At 69.9% G+C, this 20,439-nt stretch carries 22 protein-coding genes and 1 pseudogene; 13 read left to right on the forward strand and 10 right to left on the reverse strand.

Going from position 1 to position 20,439, the window contains the following annotated elements; all coding sequences use genetic code 11:
• Positions 1–11: 11 nt before the first annotated feature.
• Both AVL59_RS28605 and AVL59_RS28610 read right to left on the reverse strand, forming a co-directional pair.
• A complete protein-coding gene (locus AVL59_RS28605; RefSeq protein ID WP_159400110.1) occupies positions 12–1,157 on the reverse strand; it encodes a ribosome-inactivating family protein in 1,146 nt (381 codons plus the stop codon).
• 283 nt (positions 1,158–1,440) lie between these two features.
• Complete coding sequence (locus tag AVL59_RS28610) at positions 1,441–1,980, reverse strand: GNAT family N-acetyltransferase (RefSeq protein WP_067317893.1); 540 nt, start codon at positions 1,978–1,980, stop codon at positions 1,441–1,443.
• 309 nt (positions 1,981–2,289) lie between these two features.
• Here AVL59_RS28610 and AVL59_RS28615 point away from each other — a divergent pair, with 309 nt between their 5' ends.
• The 4 genes from AVL59_RS28615 (at position 2,290) to AVL59_RS28625 (ending at position 5,416) form a co-directional block, all read left to right on the forward strand.
• Positions 2,290–3,294, forward strand: coding sequence for a zinc-binding alcohol dehydrogenase family protein (locus AVL59_RS28615; RefSeq protein ID WP_067310010.1), 1,005 nt, complete (start codon positions 2,290–2,292; stop codon positions 3,292–3,294).
• A 361-nt stretch (positions 3,295–3,655) separates the two neighbouring features.
• Positions 3,656–3,883, forward strand: a complete 228-nt coding sequence (locus AVL59_RS53715; RefSeq protein ID WP_067310013.1) for a hypothetical protein — start codon at positions 3,656–3,658, stop codon at positions 3,881–3,883.
• Positions 3,884–3,917: 34 nt separating this feature from the next.
• Entirely contained in the window at positions 3,918–4,061 is a 144-nt protein-coding gene (locus AVL59_RS52640) for a hypothetical protein (protein WP_159400111.1), read from the forward strand.
• Between the two features lie 488 nt (positions 4,062–4,549).
• On the forward strand, positions 4,550–5,416 hold the full coding sequence (locus tag AVL59_RS28625) for a PD40 domain-containing protein (RefSeq protein WP_159400112.1): 867 nt from the start codon (positions 4,550–4,552) through the stop codon (positions 5,414–5,416).
• Between the two features lie 186 nt (positions 5,417–5,602).
• Here AVL59_RS28625 and AVL59_RS28630 read toward each other — a convergent pair whose 3' ends face one another.
• From AVL59_RS28630 to AVL59_RS28640, 3 genes are all read right to left on the reverse strand, one after another.
• Complete coding sequence (locus AVL59_RS28630) at positions 5,603–6,640, reverse strand: 2-dehydropantoate 2-reductase (RefSeq protein WP_067310018.1); 1,038 nt, start codon at positions 6,638–6,640, stop codon at positions 5,603–5,605.
• 199 nt (positions 6,641–6,839) lie between these two features.
• Positions 6,840–7,244, reverse strand: coding sequence for a cupin domain-containing protein (locus AVL59_RS28635; protein ID WP_067310021.1), 405 nt, complete (start codon positions 7,242–7,244; stop codon positions 6,840–6,842).
• The gene (locus AVL59_RS28640) at positions 7,241–7,423 is read right to left on the reverse strand and encodes a hypothetical protein (RefSeq protein ID WP_067310024.1); all 183 of its coding nucleotides are present in this window, start codon (positions 7,421–7,423) and stop codon (positions 7,241–7,243) included. The genes AVL59_RS28635 and AVL59_RS28640 overlap by 4 nt, the downstream gene beginning before the upstream one ends.
• Before the next feature lie 347 nt (positions 7,424–7,770).
• Between AVL59_RS28640 and AVL59_RS28645 the strand changes: the two genes are divergently transcribed.
• Genes AVL59_RS28645 through AVL59_RS28670 form a run of 6 tightly spaced genes read left to right on the forward strand, consistent with a single transcriptional unit; the run spans position 7,771 to position 12,814 of the window.
• Positions 7,771–8,439 (forward strand): HAD-IA family hydrolase, encoded by a 669-nt coding sequence (locus tag AVL59_RS28645; RefSeq protein WP_079147041.1) that lies wholly within the window; start codon positions 7,771–7,773, stop codon positions 8,437–8,439.
• Positions 8,436–9,137, forward strand: a complete 702-nt coding sequence (gene rpe, locus AVL59_RS28650; protein WP_067310027.1) for a ribulose-phosphate 3-epimerase — start codon at positions 8,436–8,438, stop codon at positions 9,135–9,137. The genes AVL59_RS28645 and rpe overlap by 4 nt, the downstream gene beginning before the upstream one ends.
• A 43-nt stretch (positions 9,138–9,180) precedes the next feature.
• Positions 9,181–10,014: a mycofactocin-coupled SDR family oxidoreductase gene (locus AVL59_RS28655; protein ID WP_067310030.1), complete on the forward strand. Its 834-nt coding sequence runs from the start codon at positions 9,181–9,183 to the stop codon at positions 10,012–10,014.
• Between the two features lie 29 nt (positions 10,015–10,043).
• Positions 10,044–11,240 (forward strand): transaldolase, encoded by a 1,197-nt coding sequence (tal, locus tag AVL59_RS28660; RefSeq protein ID WP_067310032.1) that lies wholly within the window; start codon positions 10,044–10,046, stop codon positions 11,238–11,240.
• The gene (locus AVL59_RS28665) at positions 11,237–12,481 is read left to right on the forward strand and encodes an MFS transporter (RefSeq protein ID WP_067310035.1); all 1,245 of its coding nucleotides are present in this window, start codon (positions 11,237–11,239) and stop codon (positions 12,479–12,481) included. Before tal ends, AVL59_RS28665 begins: the two co-directional genes overlap by 4 nt.
• Before the next feature lie 24 nt (positions 12,482–12,505).
• Positions 12,506–12,814: an antibiotic biosynthesis monooxygenase family protein gene (locus AVL59_RS28670; RefSeq protein ID WP_067310038.1), complete on the forward strand. Its 309-nt coding sequence runs from the start codon at positions 12,506–12,508 to the stop codon at positions 12,812–12,814.
• A 270-nt stretch (positions 12,815–13,084) separates the two neighbouring features.
• Here AVL59_RS28670 and AVL59_RS56690 read toward each other — a convergent pair.
• The 4 genes and pseudogenes from AVL59_RS56690 to AVL59_RS28685 all read right to left on the reverse strand — a co-directional run.
• Positions 13,085–13,204, reverse strand: a pseudogene (locus AVL59_RS56690) (IS5/IS1182 family transposase); the annotation flags it as partial.
• Positions 13,205–13,264: 60 nt separating this feature from the next.
• A complete protein-coding gene (locus tag AVL59_RS28675; RefSeq protein WP_237281704.1) occupies positions 13,265–14,449 on the reverse strand; it encodes an ARPP-2 domain-containing protein in 1,185 nt (394 codons plus the stop codon).
• Positions 14,446–15,903 (reverse strand): hypothetical protein, encoded by a 1,458-nt coding sequence (locus AVL59_RS28680; protein ID WP_067310041.1) that lies wholly within the window; start codon positions 15,901–15,903, stop codon positions 14,446–14,448. Before AVL59_RS28680 ends, AVL59_RS28675 begins: the two co-directional genes overlap by 4 nt.
• 306 nt (positions 15,904–16,209) lie before the next feature.
• Positions 16,210–17,151, reverse strand: coding sequence for an AraC family transcriptional regulator (locus AVL59_RS28685; protein WP_067310044.1), 942 nt, complete (start codon positions 17,149–17,151; stop codon positions 16,210–16,212).
• Positions 17,152–17,233: 82 nt separating this feature from the next.
• Here AVL59_RS28685 and AVL59_RS28690 point away from each other — a divergent pair, with 82 nt between their 5' ends.
• On the forward strand, positions 17,234–18,064 hold the full coding sequence (locus AVL59_RS28690; protein WP_067310047.1) for an NAD(P)H-binding protein: 831 nt from the start codon (positions 17,234–17,236) through the stop codon (positions 18,062–18,064).
• A 562-nt stretch (positions 18,065–18,626) separates the two neighbouring features.
• On the forward strand, positions 18,627–18,773 hold the full coding sequence (locus tag AVL59_RS52645; RefSeq protein WP_159400113.1) for a hypothetical protein: 147 nt from the start codon (positions 18,627–18,629) through the stop codon (positions 18,771–18,773).
• A 282-nt stretch (positions 18,774–19,055) separates the two neighbouring features.
• Here AVL59_RS52645 and AVL59_RS28695 read toward each other — a convergent pair whose 3' ends face one another.
• Positions 19,056–19,799, reverse strand: a complete 744-nt coding sequence (locus AVL59_RS28695) for a class I SAM-dependent methyltransferase (protein WP_067310050.1) — start codon at positions 19,797–19,799, stop codon at positions 19,056–19,058.
• Positions 19,800–20,111: 312 nt separating this feature from the next.
• On the opposite strand from AVL59_RS28695, the gene AVL59_RS28700 reads away from it, so the two are divergent.
• Complete coding sequence (locus tag AVL59_RS28700; RefSeq protein ID WP_079147042.1) at positions 20,112–20,420, forward strand: hypothetical protein; 309 nt, start codon at positions 20,112–20,114, stop codon at positions 20,418–20,420.
• The last annotated feature ends 19 nt before the right edge of the window (positions 20,421–20,439 follow it).

The raw sequence follows: 20,439 nt of genomic DNA on the forward strand, positions 1-20,439 counted from the left end.
ACCATGTCACCTCAGCCGTCGGACCTGGGCGGTTCGGGCCAGGGACGCGCCTGCTGGCCTGCCGGGTCCGGTGCCGGCAGCGGCTGGGCAGCCGGCGGCTCCGACGGCGACTGCGAGGGCGCCGTCGTGGTCAGGGAGTTCCGGTTGGCCACGCTCAGCAGCACGCCGAGTTGCTGAAGGCTGTTGACCTGCTGTCCGTTGATCGTCACCGGATGCCGTACGGACTGACCGTTCTGCAGGTCGGCCAAGGCTGCGGACAGGTCGGCCCAGTTGTTCTCCATGTCCTGCACCGCCGCATTCGCGGGTGCACCCGTGTACCACCTCGTGTGCCCCCTGTCGCGTACCCCGCCGGTGAAGGACTGGGCAGCGCCGTTGAAACGAGCGGCTTCGCTGACCATCTGGACCAGTACGGTCATCGCCCGTGCGCGCTCGGGGACGGACGAGCCGTTGCTCGCGAGGGTCCGGATGGCATTCACCATGGCCTGCTGTCCGAGCGGGATGTCCTGACGTGCGTACTGATGCTCCTCCCCCTCCCTGCCCCGCGTGCGTGTGGCCTGCTGCAGGGCGCTGTAGCTGGCTCCGAAGCGAGCGTCCTCGTAGCTCTGGGGATCGGGTACGTGTTCACCGTCGAGCAGGTAGGTGTGGTCCTGGTTGCGCCAGCCGACGACATAAAGGTCGTTGGGGCGGACCAGCAAGTCGATGGCCGGATCCGTGGCCCCGCTCCCGGAACGGAGCCGAATGTCGATCGGGGTGTCGGAATCCCTGGTCTGGTGGAAACCGTAGGGGCCCTGTATTCCCGGCACAGGCTCGCTCACCGCGTCTCGGACTCGCTGCACGAAGTCCGTGTAACCTTCCGCGTCGTCGACCGTGTACTCGACGGCCGGGTTCTGCGCGAGGTCACGGCGGTTGCGCTCGTCACCGGTGTCATCAGCGGGGGTTGCGTGCTCCCGGGGCTCCTGGACAGCGGCGGGCGCGGACGCACTGTCCGACGGCTCCTCCACCTGCTGCCGGGTGTCCGCCCCAGAGGCTTGAGCGGTACTCTCCGGGTCACCGACCCCCTGCGTCACCTGCTGTGAGGCATCGGGTTCGACTGCCTGCGCGGCCGTGGCGCCGAGCCCGAGGCCCGTGGCCCCCATGGCAGCGGCGGCTATGCCCATGCTCACCCTCCGAGTGACATGCGAAGTTGAGGGCTTGCGGTGCTTTCCCATGGTGCTGTGGTTCTTTCTCGTCGACTGCGAGGAGCCATACGGCTGTTATGGCCTTTTCCAGCAAACGAGGGGATTCGCTTTCTCGGCAACAGTTTTCGCCTGTCACTGTGGTGTGCTCAGGGGCCGCCCGGCCACCCTCCTGCGGAGACCATTTCCCTTTCCTACGGATGCGAGGCCCGGCCTGATTGTGATCCGCTACGAAGCGTCCCGACATGCGGTCCACACCGTGGAGTCAGTAAATCCGGCTGCGTCGGCCGTCAGCATCGACGGTGTCCGGGGTGAGTTCCTTGACGAGGAAGACGCAGGGGTCTTCGACGTGGTGCTCGATGCCGTCCCGATCGATGTAGGACCGGCGGTCCACGTAGCGGACTGTCGGCCGGTATCCCAAGCGGGTGTAGAGCGCTGCGGCCCGAGGATTGCCGTGGTCGTCGACGCCCAGTCCGATGGTGCGCGTGCTCCGTTGTCCTGCGAGTCGTTCGGCACGGCGTATGAGAGCGGTGCCGATCCCGGTGCCGCGCAGCGGTTCGGCGACATGCAGGCCGTTGATCTCCGGGCAGTCCGGGAAGGCGGCCTGGACCTCCGGGGCGGAACAGCCGTTCCACCGGACCTCGCCATTGCCCACCGGACAGCCGTCGTTCCATGCGACCAGATACGTGCTGCTTCCTGCGGTATGGCGAACGAAGCGCCGGGCATGGAACGAGGTTGTGCCGCCCGACGGCAGGTGCTGGTCGAGCAGGACGACATCCTCGGCGCGGCACTCGGAAATGTGCATGCGCCTCACCATGACGCCGCCTTCACCTCCAGCACCAGCGCTTTTCTCGCAGGCGTGGTCAGTCGTCGAGGGCCGGCCCGGTGTCACGCTCCACGTCACGCAGGCACAGGCGGCCGCGTGAACGGCACCAGCGGAATCAGGTGCGGCCTGCTCGGCGGTTCGCGCCGGGCCGGTGGCGATCGGCGATCACCGGGACGACCGGCCTCATTGTCCGCTTCCCGCGCCTTGCCGTCGGTGCATACCGGGCGGCGACCGCGGTACTGGCCCACACTGGAAGGGGCAGCCGTGGACAGAACGGGGGCGCAGTCGATGCGCGCATGGGTGGTGGCCCAGCCGGGGCCCGTCGAGCAGAATCCGCTGCGGCTCGTGGAGCGACCCGTCCCGGTGCCGGGATCCGGCGAGCTGCTGGTGCGGGTGGGGGCGTGCGGTGTGTGCCGTACCGATCTGCACGTCGCCGAGGGGGACCTGCCGGTGCGCCGGGCGGAAGTGACACCCGGGCACGAGGTGGTCGGCGTGGTCGCCGCCATCGGCGCGTACGTGAGCGGGTGGGCCGTCGGCGAGCGCGTGGGAGTGGCGTGGCTGCGCCGCACGGACGGCACCTGCCGGTACTGCCTGCGCGGGGACGAGAACCTCTGCCCCGGCTCCGAGTACACCGGCTGGGACGCGGACGGCGGCTACGCCGAGTACACCACCGTTCCGGCCGCCTTCGCGTACAGGCTGCCGACAGACATGGACGATGTCGCACTGGCACCGTTGCTGTGCGCGGGCATCATCGGCTATCGGGCGCTGCTGCGGACGTCGCTGCCGCCGGGCGGGCGCCTCGGGCTGTACGGATTCGGCGGCAGCGCTCACCTGTGTGCGCAGGTCGCCTTGGCGCAGGGGTCCACCGTGCACGTCCTGACCCGCGACGAGGCCTCCCGACAGCTCGCTCTCGACCTCGGCTGTGCATCGGCCCGTGGAGCCTACGACCTGCCGCCGGAGCCGCTCGACGGGGCGATCCTGTTCGCCCCGGCCGGTGAACTCGTACCGGTGGCACTGCGGGCACTGGACCGGGGCGGCGTACTGGCGATCGCGGGCATCCATCTCAGCGACATCCCCGTCCTGCACTATGAGAGCGAGCTGTTCTACGAAAGAGAGGTGCGCAGCGTCACCTCCAACACCCGGGACAACGGCCGGGACTTCCTGGACCTCGCGGCCCGGCACGGCGTCCGGGCCACCACACATCCCTATCCCCTCTCCGAAGCCCAGCGGGCGCTGAGCGATCTGAAGGCGGGGCGCTTCGACGGGGCGGCCGTACTGCTGAACGACCTGTAGACGCGGCACCCACCTGTAGCTGGAGGTCCATCGCCGCTGGAGTGGATCCGGGGTTCCTTCTGCGTGAGCGCGATCAACCACCCTATGACGTCGGATGGTTGGAGCGGTCCCGCGCGCTCTCGGGTGAGGACCCTGCGAAAGACGGCCTCGGGGTTCTGGACAAACTGAACGAGGACGACGCCTTCCGCGGCCTCGAAGAGACCCTCGATCTCATCGACGAAATCCCTGACGAGGTACTCGCGCAGGGGCAGGAAGCCACCCGGCAGTGGCTGCAGGCACGCCTCGGCGACACGGCCGGTGAGGCGGCGTCCAGCCGAGGAAGTTCAACGCCGGTGGATGCGTCCGGGGCATCCTGCTGGCCGTGGGGTCGAACCTCCTGGCCATCGGGAAGATCTACAAGGTCAACAAGGCCATCGACAGACTCGGCGGCGTCAAGAAGGTCGTCAAGAAGATCCAGGACAAGAAGAAGCGCGGCAAGAAGAGCTTCAAGAAGGCGATCATGGAGGTGTTCGAGGAGTCCGGCACGGGCATCGGCGCCATCGCGGCCGAGATCCTCGGCGTCGACCAGGTCATCAAGAACTGCTGGTAAGGCCGGTCCGAGAACCGGCTTCGAGCAGGCCGTGATGATCGTCTACCCGCTCGCCCTGGTCTCGGCCTTCGCCGTGCGCCGGTTCACCGACAAGTACGGGCACGGAACCGCCGCTCGCACGTCCGGCCTGGTCCTTGCTCCGGCCGTGTTCGGCGCGCCGATGTCGGCTGCCGGATGACACCGATGGGCCGCTCAGGACTTGGCTGACCTCTTCCGCTTCGCACCGAAGCGCGGGTCGTCGGAGGCACATCATGTCGCCTCCGACGGCCCGTTCCGAGGACTCTCCGGGGTCGAGCCGGTTCCGCGTCGCCGCGAACAGCAGGCCGCCGCCGAGCACCGCACCCTCCCCGCCCGGGTCCGCCGGAGCAACGACGGCGGCCACACCGCATCGCATCGCATCGCATGTGACAGCGACGTACGGAACATGTCACAGGGTTCGTACCACCACATGCCGCCGCTTCCCCAGAGCCCCACCAGGTGGGATGTTTACCGGCCGGAGCGGCCCGCAACGGGCCGCGGGGAGGGATCGGGGTGGACACCTTGACACGCCAACAACACCGCACCAGCGACGGCAGAACCACCGGACGAGCTCGAAGAATCGGCAAGGCCGGCGGAGACGGCAGAATCCCGCGCCGCCTGGCCGCGGTAACCGCCACAGCGCTCGCCGTGGCCGTACCACTGACCCTCGGCGCCGCAGGAGACGCGGGGGCGGCGGTGGACCACTCGATCGTCTTCGCCCGCTACACCGCGGCAGCGCCCGTCGAAGATCTCTACACGATCTCCCCCGGTGGCGGCACGCCCGTCGCGCTCACCCACACCTCCACCGTCAGCGACGTGATGCCCACCTGGTCCCCGGACGGCAAGCGGGTGGCCTTCGTCCGTTATGGATCCGGTGGCGCCATCGACGGCATCTGGACGATGAAGACCACGGGCGGCGACCTGAAGGCCGTCCCCGGCACCAAGGGCGCCTCCGACCCGGCGTGGTCCCCGGACGGCAAGCGGATCGCCTACGCCAAGCCGGTCGGCACCCAGCGCGAGATCTATGTGGCCGACATCGACGGCACCCCGGCCACCCGGCTCACCCACACCACGGCGGACGACCTCCATCCGACGTGGTCCCCGGACGGCAAGTACCTCGCGTTCAACCGCGCGGACGCGGGCGGGCACAGCAGGGTGATGCGGATCCGGCTGTCCACCCTGGCCCAGACGGCCGTCACCGGATCCGGCTCCCACGACTGGACGCCCGACTGGTCGCACGGCGGCCGGATCGCCTTCAGCCGCGTGGACTCCTCGGGCTTCGCTCACCTCTACCTCGTCCGCCCCGACGGCACCGGACTGCACCGCATCACCGCCGCCCGCCTCAACGACAAGAACCCCTCGTGGTCGCCGGACGGCAACCGCCTGGTGTTCACCAGAGGCGGTGCCGACGACGGGGACCCCGAACACCTCTACCTGGTACGGGCCGACGGCACCGGACTGACCCAGCTCACCAAGACCGACTCCCATGACCTGGAGGCGGACTGGCGCCCGTAAGGCGCCCGGCAGAGAGAGTCGGCCTGCCCGGGTTCGGCGAACACGTCCTGCGGCCAGGGGTCTGAGCCACCGAGCCCTTCTACGCGCCGCTGCCCACCCGGTCCCCCGACCAGGTGGGCTCAGGCCGCGCCAAAGCGATCATCGGTGACGGAGCTGCTCAACCTCGCCGCCGAGGCAGAGATCCCGTCAGGGCCGCGCCGCCCTGCGGAGCTCGGCCAGCAGTTCAAGCCCCGTACGGCTCCTCCCCGTCCCGGCCTCCGCGCCCTCCGCCTCCCTGACCAGGGCCACCAGGCGGTTGTTCGCCGGCGCCTTCAGGCCGTGCCGTTCGGCCAGCACGACGATCTCGCCCTGCAGCGTGTCGATCTCCGTGGGCCTGCCGCGCTGCAGATCCTCCCACATCGAGGAGCGGGCGTGCGCGTCGATGCGCAGCGTCGAGGCCGCCACCCTGCGGAACAGGGTGTCCGGCAGGCGCAGTACGTACGGGGTGAGCCAGGCCGGCGCCGGGCCGAGCCGCGCGGGGCGGATGCCCGCGGCGCGGTAGGCCGCGAGGGCCTCCTGTTGGCACATCGCGAGGCACAGCCGGTACGAGCGCTGCGCAAGCTGTGCGCGCAGCGGGAGGCCGGAGAGAGCGTTGACGGCGTTGTTGAGATTCATCAGCAGCTTGGCATGCTGCACCTCGGCGATGTCGCCGCGCGCCTCGATGGCCAGGCCCGCCTCCGTACAGGCGCGAATCAACCGGGCCGCCTCCGGGTCGTCTTCCACCATCAGGGTGCCCGGCATCCCCTGATGCACCGTGCCCGGCTCGGACTGGACCACGTTGTAAGGCACCATTCCGGCCAGCACCCGGGCCGCCGGGAGGGCGGCGCGGAGGGTTGCCGGATTGTGGAGCCCGTTCTGGAAGCTCACCACGACCGCGCCGGGCTTGAGGTGAGCGGCCAGCTCCCGAGCGGCGGCCTCGGTGGCCGCGGTCTTCACGGTGACCAGCACGTAGTCCGCCTCGGCGGCGGCGTCGGGCGTGGTGGCGACTGCCAGCCGGTCGGGCGGCAGATATCGGGGCGGGCGGACCGAGTCACTGAGCGTCAGCCCCTTCTCCCGCAGAACGTCCATCGCCGCCGGCCGGCCGATCAGGGTGACGTCGGCGCCGGCTACGGCAAGGCTGCCGCCGAGATGGCAGCCGATGCTGCCCGCGCCGAGGACTGCGAACTTGGGACGTGGCTCGAACATGCGGCTCACTCTCGGAAAGCGTGGCGGAGGCGTCCAGCATGGCCGAGGCGGGCGGCGTTGACCATCGCCCCGACCGAGCGAACGGCCCTCGCCGAACAGCCGGCTCTGTTCACGAGAAGTGGCGGCTCTGGCCCGACTTCTGCGGTGCGTGCACGCCGAGTGGAACGGCGAGGTCCGGGAGCGCTGGGCCCCACGGACGTCAGTGGGTGTCGGTGCGCTTTTCGAGGCGGGTGCCGTGGCGAAGGGTGATCGACATCAGGTCGCTGGGGGCGTCCAGCTCCAGGCGGTGCCAGCGGCCGCGCGGGACGATCACGGCATGGCCTGCCTGCAACCGCACCATGTCCTGGATGCCGCCGGGCGAGGCGGGACGCAAGTAGAGGCGGACGCTGCCGGTCAGACAGCACACCGCCTCCTCGGCCTCCGGGTGCATCTCCCAGTGGTCGGCGTGGACGTCGGCGTCGGTCTCCACGTGGAACGTCGCGATCTGCCAGGCGCCGGAGTCGCCGCTCGTCATCCGCCGTTCGGCGACTCGGATGTTGCCGTTGGGGTGGATGTGCAGCGCCGAGGCGAACAGGTCGATGGATGAGAGAGGTGTCGTCGTCATGACGGCGTTCCTTCCAGTCGGTTGTCCAGGTGGGGGACGGGTCGCGGCTCGGATGTCGCGACCCGGCTGCGGGGCAGCGCACCGATCGCCACGGCCGCCGCGAGTACGAACAGCACGGCGGCAAAGGCCAGGCCCAGGGCGTAGCGGCCGACGCCGGTACGGCCACCGCCGCCAACCACACTCCGGAGTCCCCCTCGTAAGTTTTTATACACGTAAGAAAAATAGCGTCAGGAGATCGCCGCTGTCGACACCCGGGGGATGACGGAAGCACTCAATGGGCTTCCCGGTCGATGAGGGTGCGGACGCCGGGGAGCCGTCGGCCTTCAGCGCGGGGCAGGCGTAACCCCGGGTTCCAGCCGCTTGTGAATCGGTCATAGACGAAGAATTTCCTGTCACGGGCCTTGACTTCGCAGGTGGGCGGCATCGCGCACGCGGAAGCGGAGGGACTGATTCGCCTACGCAAGATCAACAGTCGTCCCACCTAGGGTGAATATGCCAGCTGCTGAATCCCCTTCTTCGGGAAGGCATGCACATGATCAGAAGTGCGATCTTGTTCGATCTGGATGGCACTCTTGTCGACTCCTACGCGGACGCAGAGGACTGCTGGGGCGAGTGGGCCCGATCGGTCGGCGTGGGCGAGGAGTTCGACCTGGCGCGGTTCTACGGGCAAAAGCGCAGCGACATCGTGCGGACGATGCTTCCGCACCTGTCCGAGCAGGAGATCCTGGACCACGCGGAGCGGGTCAGACTCGCAGAGCGGGCCCGCGTCGCGAAAGTGGTGGCGCTGCCCGGCGCGGCAGAGGTGCTCGCCGCACTCCCCCGGCACCGCTGGGGCATCGTCACATCGAACGACACGGAGGTGGCGGAGGCTCGGCTGCGCAGCGCCGGCCTTCCGGTACCCGATGTCCTCGTCAGCGCGGATGACGTCGGGCAACCCAAGCCCCATCCGGAGGGGTTCCTGCTCGCCGCGCAGAAGATCGGCGTCGATCCCGCCACTGCGGTGGGGATCGACGACTCCCCCATGGGCGTCGCCGCGGCCATGGCCGCCGGCATGACGACGATCGCTGTGCGCTTCCGGACGCACGACGACAACGCACTGCGCGAAGCGCATGCCGTGGCCGACGGCGTGGGCTCCCTCACCTTCCAGGTCCTCCCGGACGGCATTTCCCTCAAGATTCCCGGAGCCGAATTATGACCTTACGCATCTCGCCGAGCGTCCTCGCGGCCGACTTCACCCGGCTCGCCGACGAGGCGGACGCGGTGGCCGACGACGCCGACCTGCTGCATGTCGACGTGATGGACAACCACTTCGTTCCCAATCTCACGGTGGGGCTTCCGGTGGTCGAGTCCCTCGTGAAGAACGTGCGGCTGCCTCTCGACATCCACCTCGGTATCGCCGACCCGGACCGCTGGGCCCCGGACTACGCCGAGGCGGGGGCGGGCAGCGTGACGATCCACGCGGAAGCCACCCACGCGCCGGTCCGCACTTTGCGGGCGATCCGGGCGGCGGGCGCCCAGGCCGGACTCGCACTCAGCCCCGCCACTCCCCTCCTGCCCTACGAAGGGCTGCTCGAGGAAGTCGACACGCTCCTGGTGATGACCGTCGAACCCGGCTTCGGCAGCCAGAAGTTCCTGGAGTTCACGCTGGAGAAGGTCCGGCGGGCACGCGAGGCCATCGACTCCCTCCGGCGCGTGAGCGGCCGGGAGATACCTCTGTGGCTACAGGTCGACGGCGGCGTCAACGAGGCCACCATCGAGCGATGCGCGGCCGCGGGAGCGGACTCCTTCGTGGCCGGCTCTGCCGTCTACGCCTCCGACGACCCGGCCGCCGCCGTGCGCGCTCTGCGAGCGAAGGCCGAGAGCACACAGTTGGTCGTCACCGAAGCATCCTGAACATCCTCAACCCCCGCATCCGTTGCATGGAAGGAACGATCACATGGGACGCGTAGAGGGCAAGGTCGCCCTGATCACCGGCGCCGCTCGCGGACAGGGACGCTCGCACGCCGTCCGGCTGGCCCAGGAAGGCGCGCACATCATCGCCTCCGACATCTGCCAGGAGGTCGGCAGCACCCACTACACGCTGGCGACCAGCGACGATCTCAAGGAGACCCGGCGGCTCGTCGAGAACGAGGGCGGGAAGATCCTCACCGTCAGCGCCGATGTACGGGAGCCGGAGCAGTTACGGGCGGCGGTCGACGCCGGCCTGGCGGAGTTCGGCCACATCGACGTGGTGTGCGCCAATGCCGGGATCGGCTCGCTCGGACGGGCCTGGGAGCTCTCCGACAAGCAGTGGGGCGACATGCTCGACGTCAACCTCACCGGTGCGTGGAACACCGTGCGGGCCGTCATCCCGCACATGATCGAGGCAGGCCGCGGCGGTTCCATCATCTTCACCAACTCGGTCGCCGGGACCCTCGGGCGGCCCAACATGGCACACTACGCGGCCTCCAAGCACGGGCTCGTAGGCCTGATGCGCTCGCTCGCCAACGAGCTGGCGCCCTACTACATCAGGGTCAACAGCATCCACCCGGGCAATGTCGACACCGACATGGTGCAGAACATCACCGGGCGCAGGCTGCTGCTGCCCGATGTCGAGGACCCGTCCCGTGAGGAGTTCGCCGAGGCCGCCGCCGCGCTGAGTGTCATCCCCGTCCCCTGGGTGGAGTCCATCGACATCAGCAACGCCGTGCTGTGGCTGGCCTCCGAGGAGGCCCGCTATGTCACGGGCGCGACCCTGCCGGTGGACGCCGGCGCCGCGATCAAGGCCTGAGACCGCACCGGCGAGGAGGCATCATGTCTATGACCAAGCGATCGAGCGAACCATTACGGGACCCCTTGGGGCAGCTGGGCGAATACGGCGTCTCGATATGGCTGGACGACCTCAGCCGCGAGCGTCTGGTCTCCGGCAATCTCGCCGCCGTCGTACGGGACAAGGCGGTCGTCGGGGTCACCACCAACCCGTCCATCTTCCAGCGGGCCATCGCGGGCGACTCGGGATCGGCGTACGAGGCGCAACTGCGGGACCTGGCCCTGCGCGGGGTCACCGCGGAGGAAGCGGTCCGCGTGCTGACCACCGCGGACGTGCGTGCGGCGGCCGACATCCTGCGGCCGGTGTTCGACCGTACGTCAGGGCACGACGGGCGCGTCTCGTTGGAGGTCGATCCCCGGCTGGCCCACCGGACGGAGGCCACGGTCGCCGAGGCCCGGCAGCTGTGGTGGATGGTGGACCGGCCCAACGTGCTCATCAAGATCCCCGCCACCCGGGCGGGGCTCCCGGCGATCACCCAGGCCATCGCGGAGGGCATCAGCGTGAACGTGACGCTGATCTTTTCGATCGACCGGTACCGAGCGGTGGCGGACGCCTATCTCAGTGGTCTGGAAGCGGCGCTCGAAGCGGGCCACGACCTCTCCGGCATCGAGTCGGTGGCCTCCTTCTTCGTCTCCCGGCTCGACACCGAGACCGATCGGCGGCTGGAGGAGATCGGCGGCGAGAAGGCGTTGGCGCTGCGCGGCCGGACCGGATTGGCCAACTCCCGCCTGGCCCACGAGGTGTACGAGGAGATCGCCGACTCCCCGCGGTGGCGGGCGCTGCAGGCGGCCGGGGCCAATCCGCAGCGCCTGCTGTGGACCTCGACCAGCACCAAGAACCCCGACTACCCGGACACCTGCTACGTCACCGGCCTGGTGACCGCGGGCACGGTCAACACCTTGCCGGAGGCGACCCTGGACGCCGTGGCCGACCACGGCGAGATCCACGGCGACACGGTCCGCGGCCAGTACGCGCAGGCCGCGGGGGTCTTCGCGGGGCTGGCCGGAGCCGGCATCGACTACGACGACGTCGTGGAGGTGCTGGAGGCCGAGGGGGTCAAGGCGTTCGAGAAGGCGTGGCAGGACCTCCTCGACAGCGTGGCGAGCTCGCTCGTCCGACTGGGCGAGGAACCGGCCGCGCACCGAGGACGACCGACCGGCAGCGGGACGAGCACGGACGCACGATGACAACTGCCGTTTCGGCGACCGAGACCGGGCCACGGGTGTCACGCGCATTCGTGGTCCGGCTCGGCCTCGGCTACCTCGGCCTGTACAGCGCGGTCCTGTCCGTCGCGCTGGTCACCCTCGCCCTGCGCGTCGAGGATGTCGACCCCCGGCACAAGGAGACCAGCCTCGCGGTGGTGGCCAGCCTCGGGGCCCTGGTCGCCCTGCTGGCCAACCCCCTGGCCGGGCGGCTGTCGGATCGCACGTCCTCGCGCTTCGGGCGACGCAGGCCCTGGCTGATCGGCGGGGTGCTCGGCGGGACCGTGGGCCTGGCCGTCATGGCCATGGTCCCGTCCGTCGTCGCCGTCGCTGTCGGCTGGTGTCTGGCGCAGCTCTGCTTCAACGCGACCATCGCCGCGCTCGCCGCCACCGTGCCGGAGCATGTCCCCGTCTCGCAGCGCGGCATGGTCTCCGGCGTCGTAGGGTTCAGCCAGCGGCTGGCCGTACCGATCGGCATGGGAGCGGCCGCCCAGTTCTCGGCGGGTGCCGCCGGGTTCCTGGTGCCGGCGGCGGTGGCGGTCGTCGTCATCACCCTGTTCGCCGTGCCCTTGCGTGACGGGAGGGCCCCGTCGGGCCAAGTCCCTTTCTCCGCACGGGAGTTCTTCGGCAGCTTCTGGACCGATCCCCGCAGTCATCCGGACTTCGGCTGGGTGTGGCTGACGCGGTTTCTGGTGTTCTTCGCGGCCGTCGCACCCGTTCCCTACCTCGCCTACTACCTGACCTCCCGGCTGCACATCTCCGACGGTGACGTGGCCGGCACCGTCGCGTTGCTGACCACGCTCAACTACGGCCTCAGCGGCGTGACGGCGGTGCTGTGCGGCTGGCTGTCCGATCGGGCCGGCCGCCGCAGGCCCTTCGTGACCGCGGCCGCCGTCCTCCTGGCGGCCGGCCTGGGCCTCCTCGCCATGTCCACCGCACTGCCTTGGGTGTATCTCGCGCAGGCTCTGCTGGGCGTCGGATCCGGCTTCTACTTCGCCGTGGACATGGCCCTGGCGACAGAGGTGCTGCCCAACTCCGCCGACGTCGGCAAGGACCTCGGCGTCATCAACAGCGCCGACGTCCTGCCGCAGTCCATCGGACCCGCCCTCGCGCCGCTGCTGCTGGCGGTCGGCTCGGGGCACAACTACACCGCTCTCTACCTGTTCACGATGGTCGTGGGCCTGGTGGGAACCCTCACCGTCACCCGCATCAAGACCGTCCGCTGACCATCCACCTCACCGGAGGAACCCGTGATCTACGAATACGCCTACCTGTACATCACCCGCGGCCGGGAAGCCGAGTTCGAGCGGGCGCTCGTCGCGGCGAGCCCCATCCTGAGGTCCGCGGAGGGCTGCCGGTCCGTCGACCTCTACCGCGACGTGGAGGCCGAGGGCCCCTACCTGCTGCGCGTGGGCTGGGCGAGCCTTGAGGACCACGTGGAGAAGTTCCCCAAGAGCAAGCAGGCGCCCGAGTTCGCCGCGGCCATCGAGCACTTCTTCGACCGCGAGCCCACCCTGCGCCACTTCGACTCCCAGCCTGTGGGCGCCGGCATCGGCTGAGGCGTTCCGCCCGGATCCACCGGCGGGTCAGAGGAGGTCGCCTGCGATGTGGAGTGCGGCCGGGTACGTGGTCGCGGCCTTCGCGCAAGGGGTGACAACCCCGCGGCCGAAGGCGGGTGGCCCGCCGTCACGGCTGCCGCGACGCGGACGATGGCCCCTCTGATCAGCCGGGACGGGGGGTCGACCCTCGAATGCCGCGCTTGCGCAGGTGCTCGCGGAGCGCGCACGAGGAGTACACCTTGGGCAGAGACCCGGCGGTCGCCGGTCTCTGTCGACCGCGAGCTGAACCTTCGTGGTCAGCCCGCCGCGAGAGCGTTCGACGGCCTGATGTGGCGGCTCGCCGGCCGGGGCCCCTTTCCGTGGGGCCCCGCTGGTGTGCTGGTGGGCGCGAGCGTGGTGGACACCCACTGCCGTCGGCGTCGGACGGGCGTGGTGCCGGAGCCCCTGTGGTCACCGGTTTGTGGCTTGTGCACGGCTGCGGTAGCGGTCGAGCACGTCCTGCCGCAGCAGGTGGCCGAAGCCGGCCGTCTTCAGCCGGAGGCCGAACTGGGCCTCGTCGATACCGAGTTCGGCGGCCGTGTCGGCGAGATGCCAGTCGTGTGCGGCCAGGCGGTTGAGCAGATGGCCGCGGCGCACCTGGTTCTCCGAGAGGCGGAACGTCTTGAGGTAGACAGTGCGGCCGTGTTCGTCGGTGATCGCCTCGCCGATGTGGTTGTCCTGCTTGGGACGGAACGGGGGCAGGAACCGGGAGAGTGTGAAGCGGTCCATCCGGTACACCCGCTGCCAGGTGTTGGCCTGCCCCAGCAGTCCGGCCGCCATGGTCTCGTCGTGGAAGTCCGCCCACTGTGCGGTCTGCTGCCTTGCGGCGGCCCGGAGTTCGTCGAGAGACCGGATGCCGTGGTCGGTGATGCGGGCCCGGAAGTCCGGCACCGGCGGCATCAGGGTCGCGTAGTGGTGGACCAGGTCGCCGTAGAGGTCCTGCACCAAGGTGGGGTGCAGGACGCGGTAGTCCTCCGGGTGTGGCACGACGAAGGCCGCGGCGAGCGCGTCAGCGAGGTAGACGAGGACGCCGCACTGACCCGGATGGATCTCGAAGACGCGCAGTGCGTCGGCCAGCCCCGGCACGTCCGCGCCCAGGTAGGCCGCCTCGGCACGCGGGGAGAGTCCCTGGCTCAGGGCCTGTCGCGACCACTCCTCCCACGCGATGGCGGGCCCGCCGAAGTGCAGCGCGAGATAGCCCTCCAGCGCGAGGTGGAGCGGCAGGAAGCGCAGCCGGTGCCTGGCCTCCCGACGCGCCATCCGGCGATGGAACTGCAGCCGCAGCGTCGCCACCGGCTGCTGGGGCTGTCCGCTGCTGAGCTGTGTGCCGTAGGCGGCGGCCGGTGAGCCGTCCGTGGTCCACTCGGCGACGAAACCGTGCGGGATGTAGGAGAGGTAATGCCGTCTCCCGGGCAGGTCGACCACGCCCGGTCCGCCGTAGATCTGCGGATGCAGACGCAGGTCCTGAACGGGCTCGGCCCGCACCAGCGGCACCAACCGCACGGCGCCCCACACCTGGCCAGGGCGTGTCATGAGCCCATCGAGCAGGCCGGCCCGCGTCACTGACATGTCGGCGTCCAGGCCGTGCGACGTCATCGTGGGCTCCTTTCCGCCGGCCGCTGCGGTATCGGGGGAAGCTGGGCCGCCCGCGCGTCCAGGTAGGTTCTCAGTTCGGCCAGCCCGGTCCGGCCCTCGGCGAATTGCGCGATCTCGACGAGCGCGGGCAGGTCCTCCGCGTCGCGGATGCCCGCGGTCGGCACACTCGACGACAGCCGGCGGACGTCGAAGCCCGTGGCGTCGTAGACCGGGTTGAGGTGGACCACGCTGGTCCGGCGGTCCGGGTCGAGGCGGGTGCGCCAGACGCGGAGCACCTCGCCCGCCAGTCCTGGAGGGGCGTTGTCCCAGCCGTCGGAGACGATCACCAGTCGCTCGGGGGCGGTGCTCAGCGCGTCGAGGATCCGTTCGCCCAGCGGGGTGGGACCGACGGGGTGCGCCAGGAGCGCGTCGCCGCGTCCGGAGGTCCACAGGCCGGTGTAGCGGCCGGCGAGCGCTTCGAGGAGATAGTGGCAGGCCAGGGCCACCACGAGCGGCCGCTGTCGCTTCACTCCCGAACCGTAGGAGGAGAAGCTGTCGTCCAGGACGGCCGTCACCTGGCCCCAACGCCCGCGGTGTCGGCCCGCGACGCGTGCGGCGGCCGTCCGGAGCGCACCGGTCAGCTCCTCGCGGCGGGACACCCGCTCGGCGGCCGGGAGGGAGAGCACATACCCGGCGAGCCGGGTGAGCGGCATTCGGGACAGGTCTGTTCCGATGGCTTCCATGGCCGCGGGACCGTGCTGCCGCGCGGTCTGCTGAAGCCGCAGTCTCTCCACGCGGGTCAGTCGTGGCGCGATGCGCTCCAGGAAGACGCCGCGCGGGATTCCGTGCTTGGCCGCGAAGCCCTCGGCGACGGTGTAGGGGAGTTCGTAGACGGCGGTCTGCTCGTAGTGGGCGCGGCGCCAGGTCTCCAGGATCGGTGTGTCGTAGTGGGCGCTGCTCTGCGGCGCGAACAGGAACGTACCGACTTCCGCGTCGCCGGGTGCCAGATGCGTGTGTCGCAGTGCCTGCTTGAGTCCGCTTCGGTACTTGACGGCGTCGAGGGCCAGATCGGGCCGGGCGGACAGCCAGTCGCGCAGGAGGGCGCGGGTGCGGCGGTTGTTGACCCCGCTGCGGCGCAGGGATCGGAAGAGCCCGTAGACGCGCTGCGGTGGCAGCAGGGCCAGTCGGCCGGCGATCAGGCGGCCTTCACTGCGGCGCTGGTCCGCGATGGCCTCGGCGGCGGTCTCCAGCAGCCGTCGGATGATCAGTGCGGCGTTGTGGTCGTTGATGTCGAGCGCGAGCACGCCCGCGTACAGGTCGCGGTAGTTGCCCAGCATGTAGGCGTGCAGGAAGTCGAGGGACAGCTGCTGAGCACCCTCGTCCGAGTGGAACTCGCGCTGGCCGGTCGCCGTGATCGCGGCGTTGACGAAGAACAGCACATCGTCGGCCGCTATCAGATCCCCGAACGACTCCATGCGCGTGCCCGTTCACTTGTCGGCTCCCCCTGAGGCCGGCCGGGGAATGGAGGCACAAGCTGCGAATCATTGCTTTACAGGCAGGTTCCGGAAGTCGCACCGGAGTCCCGCGGCCGGCACCGGGACGGTAACACAGCGCAGGTCGCGGGCTTCAGCGCTTTTCCAGGCGCCTGTTGCGCAACACCGGCGGCCCGTTCCGGTCCCTGACCGCGCCTGCGCCGCCTCGCCCTCACTGCAGCCGGACACTTGACGGATCCGGCTCGTCAAGTGGACGGCGCCTCGGGCCCCGGCCTCCGCGCACCGGAATCACCGCGCCCGACGGCGCCAGATCGAGGGGCTGACGCCTCGGGTGCGCTTGAAGGCCACGCTGAAAGCGAAGGGATCCTCGTACCCCACCTCGTGGGCCACGGCGGCGACGGTCGCCTCGGTGTCACGGAGCAGGTCCGCTCCCAGGGCCATCCGCCAGCCGGTGAGGTAGGTGAGCGGGGGTTCACCGACGAGTGCGGTGAAGCGAGCGGCGAAAGCGGCGCGGGACATGCCGACCCGGGCGGCCAGCTCGGCGACGGTCCATCGATGGGCGGGATCCTCGTGCAGCAGGCCCAGCGCGTCGCCGATCGCGGGATCGGCCAGCGCCTGGTACCAGACGGGCGCTCGGTCCGGTCCGGCGCACCATGCGCGCAGGGCCAGCACGAGCAGGAGATCCAGCGCCCGGTCGAGGACGGCGTCCTGACCGGGTTCGTCGCGGGCGACCTCGGTGGCGAGGAGATCCAGCGCCGCCCGTGTCCCTGGCCCGGAGGGCACGACTGCCAGCGGTGGGAGCATGCCCAGCAGGCGCTCTCCCACATCGCCGCGGAGTTCGTAGGCGCCCCGCAGCATGATCGTGGCCCCGGGCAGACCGTCACCGTAGGTGCGGGGCGCCAGGCTCCGGCGCATGCCCGGCGCCGCGTCATCCCCTTGGATGACGTGCTTCGTTCGCCCGTGGATCACGACCTGGGGTGGGGTGGAGGGGGCGTCGGCGATCGTGTACCGGCCGGAGCCGGTGATGAGGGCGATGTCTTTCGCCGCGAGATGTACGGGTGCCGTGCCCGGGTCGTCGAACCGGACGCAGGCGTGCCCGGCGAGCGTGGTCACGACCGTGAGCGCCGGGGCCTCGGCGAAGGTCAGCGACCACGGAGGACGCTGGATCAGCTGTCTGACCAACGCGTTCCTGGCACGGGCCCGGTGCAGCAGGTCACTCAGGACATCCACACGCTCACGCTAGACGATCACAAAGGTGATGACGACGACTTCCCATGGATCGTCCACGGGTCCGTGGAGTTGTCTGGACGGCATGAAGAACATCCTTGTCCTCGGCGGCACCGGCAAGACCGGTCGCCGTATCGCCCGGCGCCTGAGGGCTGCCGGCCGGCCGGTCCGCACGGTGTCCCGCACCAGCGGGGACACCCCCCTGGACCTGGACGACCCGACGAGTTGGGGGCCCGCGCTCGACGGGGTCACCGCCGCCTACCTCGTGGAGCCCGACCTGCGGATGAGCACGGACCGTCAGGCACGCATCCCCCGGTTCGTGAACGAGGCGGTGACGATGGGCGTGCGGCGACTGGTGCTGCTGTCCGCCCCGCGCGCCGGTGAGGAGGATCATCCTTTGCACACCGCCGAACAGGCCGTACGTGGTTCCGGCGTCGAGTGGGCCGTCCTTCGCCCGAACTGGTTCTCGCAGAACTTCAGCGAAGGCCCCTGGCTGTCCGGGATCCTCGGCGGAACCCTCACCCTGCCCACCGGCGACGGGCGTACGCCATTCGTCGACGCCGAGGACATCGCAGCGGTCGCCGCATCGGCGCTGACCGAAGACCGTCACAGCGGCCAGACCTACGAGCTGACCGGCCCTCGGGCGATCAGCTTCGGCGAAGCGGCCGGTCTCATCGCCGACGCCACCGGCCGTACGATCCGACACGTCGACGTCGCCCCGGACGCATTCATCGAGCACCAGCTCGCGGCAGGCGCCTCACCCGACGTCGCGCGACTGCTCACCGAGGTCCTCGTGGCCATCGGCAGCGGCTCGCAGGCCACGCTCTCCGACGACGTGGAACGCGCTCTCGGCCGACCACCCAGGTCCTTCGAGGACTTCGTCACCGAGGCTGCCGCTTCCGGCTCCTGGCACTGAAGTTCCCCACCGAGTCATCAGGCCAAGGTCTTCGCACCACACACAACGGGCGCGGCGTCATGCCTGGCAGCGCGTGGCGCCTGCGCCCGGACGTGGTACTCATGGACATCAGGATGCAGGTGGCGCAGCTGGTCAGGAAACGGACCGGCGGCTGACCGGCACCGGCTCAGTGCCGGTCAGCCGGCGGAGTCGAGCCGCCCGGACAGACGGCGGCCTTCGCCGGCGGTCAGGTTCTGTGGCTGTGCGGCACGACCGGAGTCGGCAAGTCGACCGTGGGCTTCGAGATCTACCGACGGGCTGCCTGCGGCAGAGTTCACCATGTGCCGATTGCACGCCGGCCGCGAGCAGCTGGCGCGGGGGATCACGCAACGCGGACAAGGCGGCAGTTGGTCGCAGCCGGGCGACCCTTTGCTCGGGCAGTCCGCCACGCGCCTGCTCCAGATCACCGATGAGGCGGCGGCATCGGCCGCCGCCTCGGAAGATGTCGCGATCGGTCATCGGCATACGGACACCGACGGACACACCGTCGAAAGGTGGCTGACGCGGTCCTCGCCGAGACCGAGTGGCCGAGGCCGCGTCCTTCGTAGTCCTGCCGGGCACCTTCCCCGGCGCGACGACGCCGGAACAGGCCTGCACCGCCGACAAGTTCACACCGGTCCACGATGCCTGGTACGTCGGCCGCCGGGCCACTGCCGTCGACCGGCAATGAGTTCGCCGACTTCGCCGACCGGGCGGCGACGGGGCCGAACGGCCTACCGCGGCTTCCTGGCCGAGCCGCTGATGGTCGGGGGCGACGAACGTCGCCCCCGACCACGGTCGCCCGTCTCGCCGGCCGCGAGTGGATCAAGAAGGGGCAGCCGCCCGACTACGGCCGTGGCGATCTGCTCTGTACCGACGAACCGGCTCTGCACGGCCGTCGCCGACCGAGTTTCGCGCCGCCCCGGGGCCTCCGCGGGGCGGAACCGCACTCGAGGTCCGGCCGATCGGCCCGTCAGGCACGGCAGCGCAGCATCTCCAGCGGCGGGTGCGCGAGGAGGTCCGCCCAGAAGTCCTCGCCGAACTCACGGATGCCGGCTTCGGCCACCTGCAGCGGAACCCACTTCACCTCACTGAACCCGGCCCCTCGCAGACACTCCTCATAGACCTCGCGGCGCGGGACCGCGGAGACGATGCTGATCGGCTGCGGGTCGAGGAGAGCCGTGACCCGCACCCGCGGACCCGTCTCGATCTCCTCGCCGGTCGGCTCGCAGCGGAACCCGTACGTGTCCAGGGACGCACAGTCGAACCGGTAGTCGGGCTTCTGGGCGAATACGAAGAACTCTCCACCCGGCACCAGGCTCCGTTGGATGTTGCGGCACATCCGCTCCATCTCCGTGATGTCCTCGGCGTAGTTGAGGCACTGCACTCCCACCGCGATGTCGAAACGCCGGTCGAGAGGCCGCAGTTCGGACACGTCACCGACCTCGTAGCGCACACCCAGCGGGTCACGTCGCTCGATCTCCAGCGCGGCGGCGATCATCTCGACGGAGATGTCGACACCAAAGACGTCCGTGGCGCCGCGCCGCTTGAACTCCCTGCTGTAGAAACCGGTGCCGCACGCCAGGTCGAGAACCGACTTCCCGCGCACGTCCCCGACCATGCCCAGGAAGCTCGGCACCTCCCCGTATCGCATCAGCGGCAGGGACTTGAACCCCTCGAATGCCTCACCGATCTCGTCGTACTGCTGCACGCTCACGTGCCTCCCCCTCATCTGTTTCGTCCTGTACGTGGCCACGCCGGCCCTCCCGATCCAGAGGCTCGCCGGGTCGCGGTCGTGGCAGAGAGTCTCCACCGGCCTTCTCCGGCCGCCGTACTGGCAGATGACACAAAGAAGTGGACCGGGTGACCCTCCAATCACCCAACGCCGCCTCACCGGGCACCACCACACCCCACCAGCTCCGTCCGGACATAAAAGCGATCGCCCACCCGTCCGCTCCCTCTCGCCCCGAAGATCGTTACGAGTGATGAAGCCCTTATCAGCTCACATCACCAGGCAGGAGACCGACGCATGCCCGACCCCACCACCGAACCCCCCGCCTCCGCGCCACCCTCCACTCCCCTCGCGGCACTGAGCCAGATGGGCCTGCTCGCCCTGGGCCTCGCCGACCTGGCCTGCGACCAGTTGCGCCAGCTCACGGACCGTGGCCGGCAGACCGCGCACTCCTCGGACCTGCCCCACCTCCTCACGGACGGCATGAAGGAGCTGCACGCCCGCGGCGAACTGGCGGCGCGCCGAGTGACGCAGGACTGCGACAACTACCTGGAGCTGGTGGCCCGCAAGGTCGTCGCACAGCGGGGCACGGCCGACCGTGCGTGAGTCCGAGGAGTTCAAACGG

This window comes from Streptomyces griseochromogenes (genome assembly GCF_001542625.1).
Lineage (GTDB): Bacteria > Actinomycetota > Actinomycetes > Streptomycetales > Streptomycetaceae > Streptomyces > Streptomyces griseochromogenes.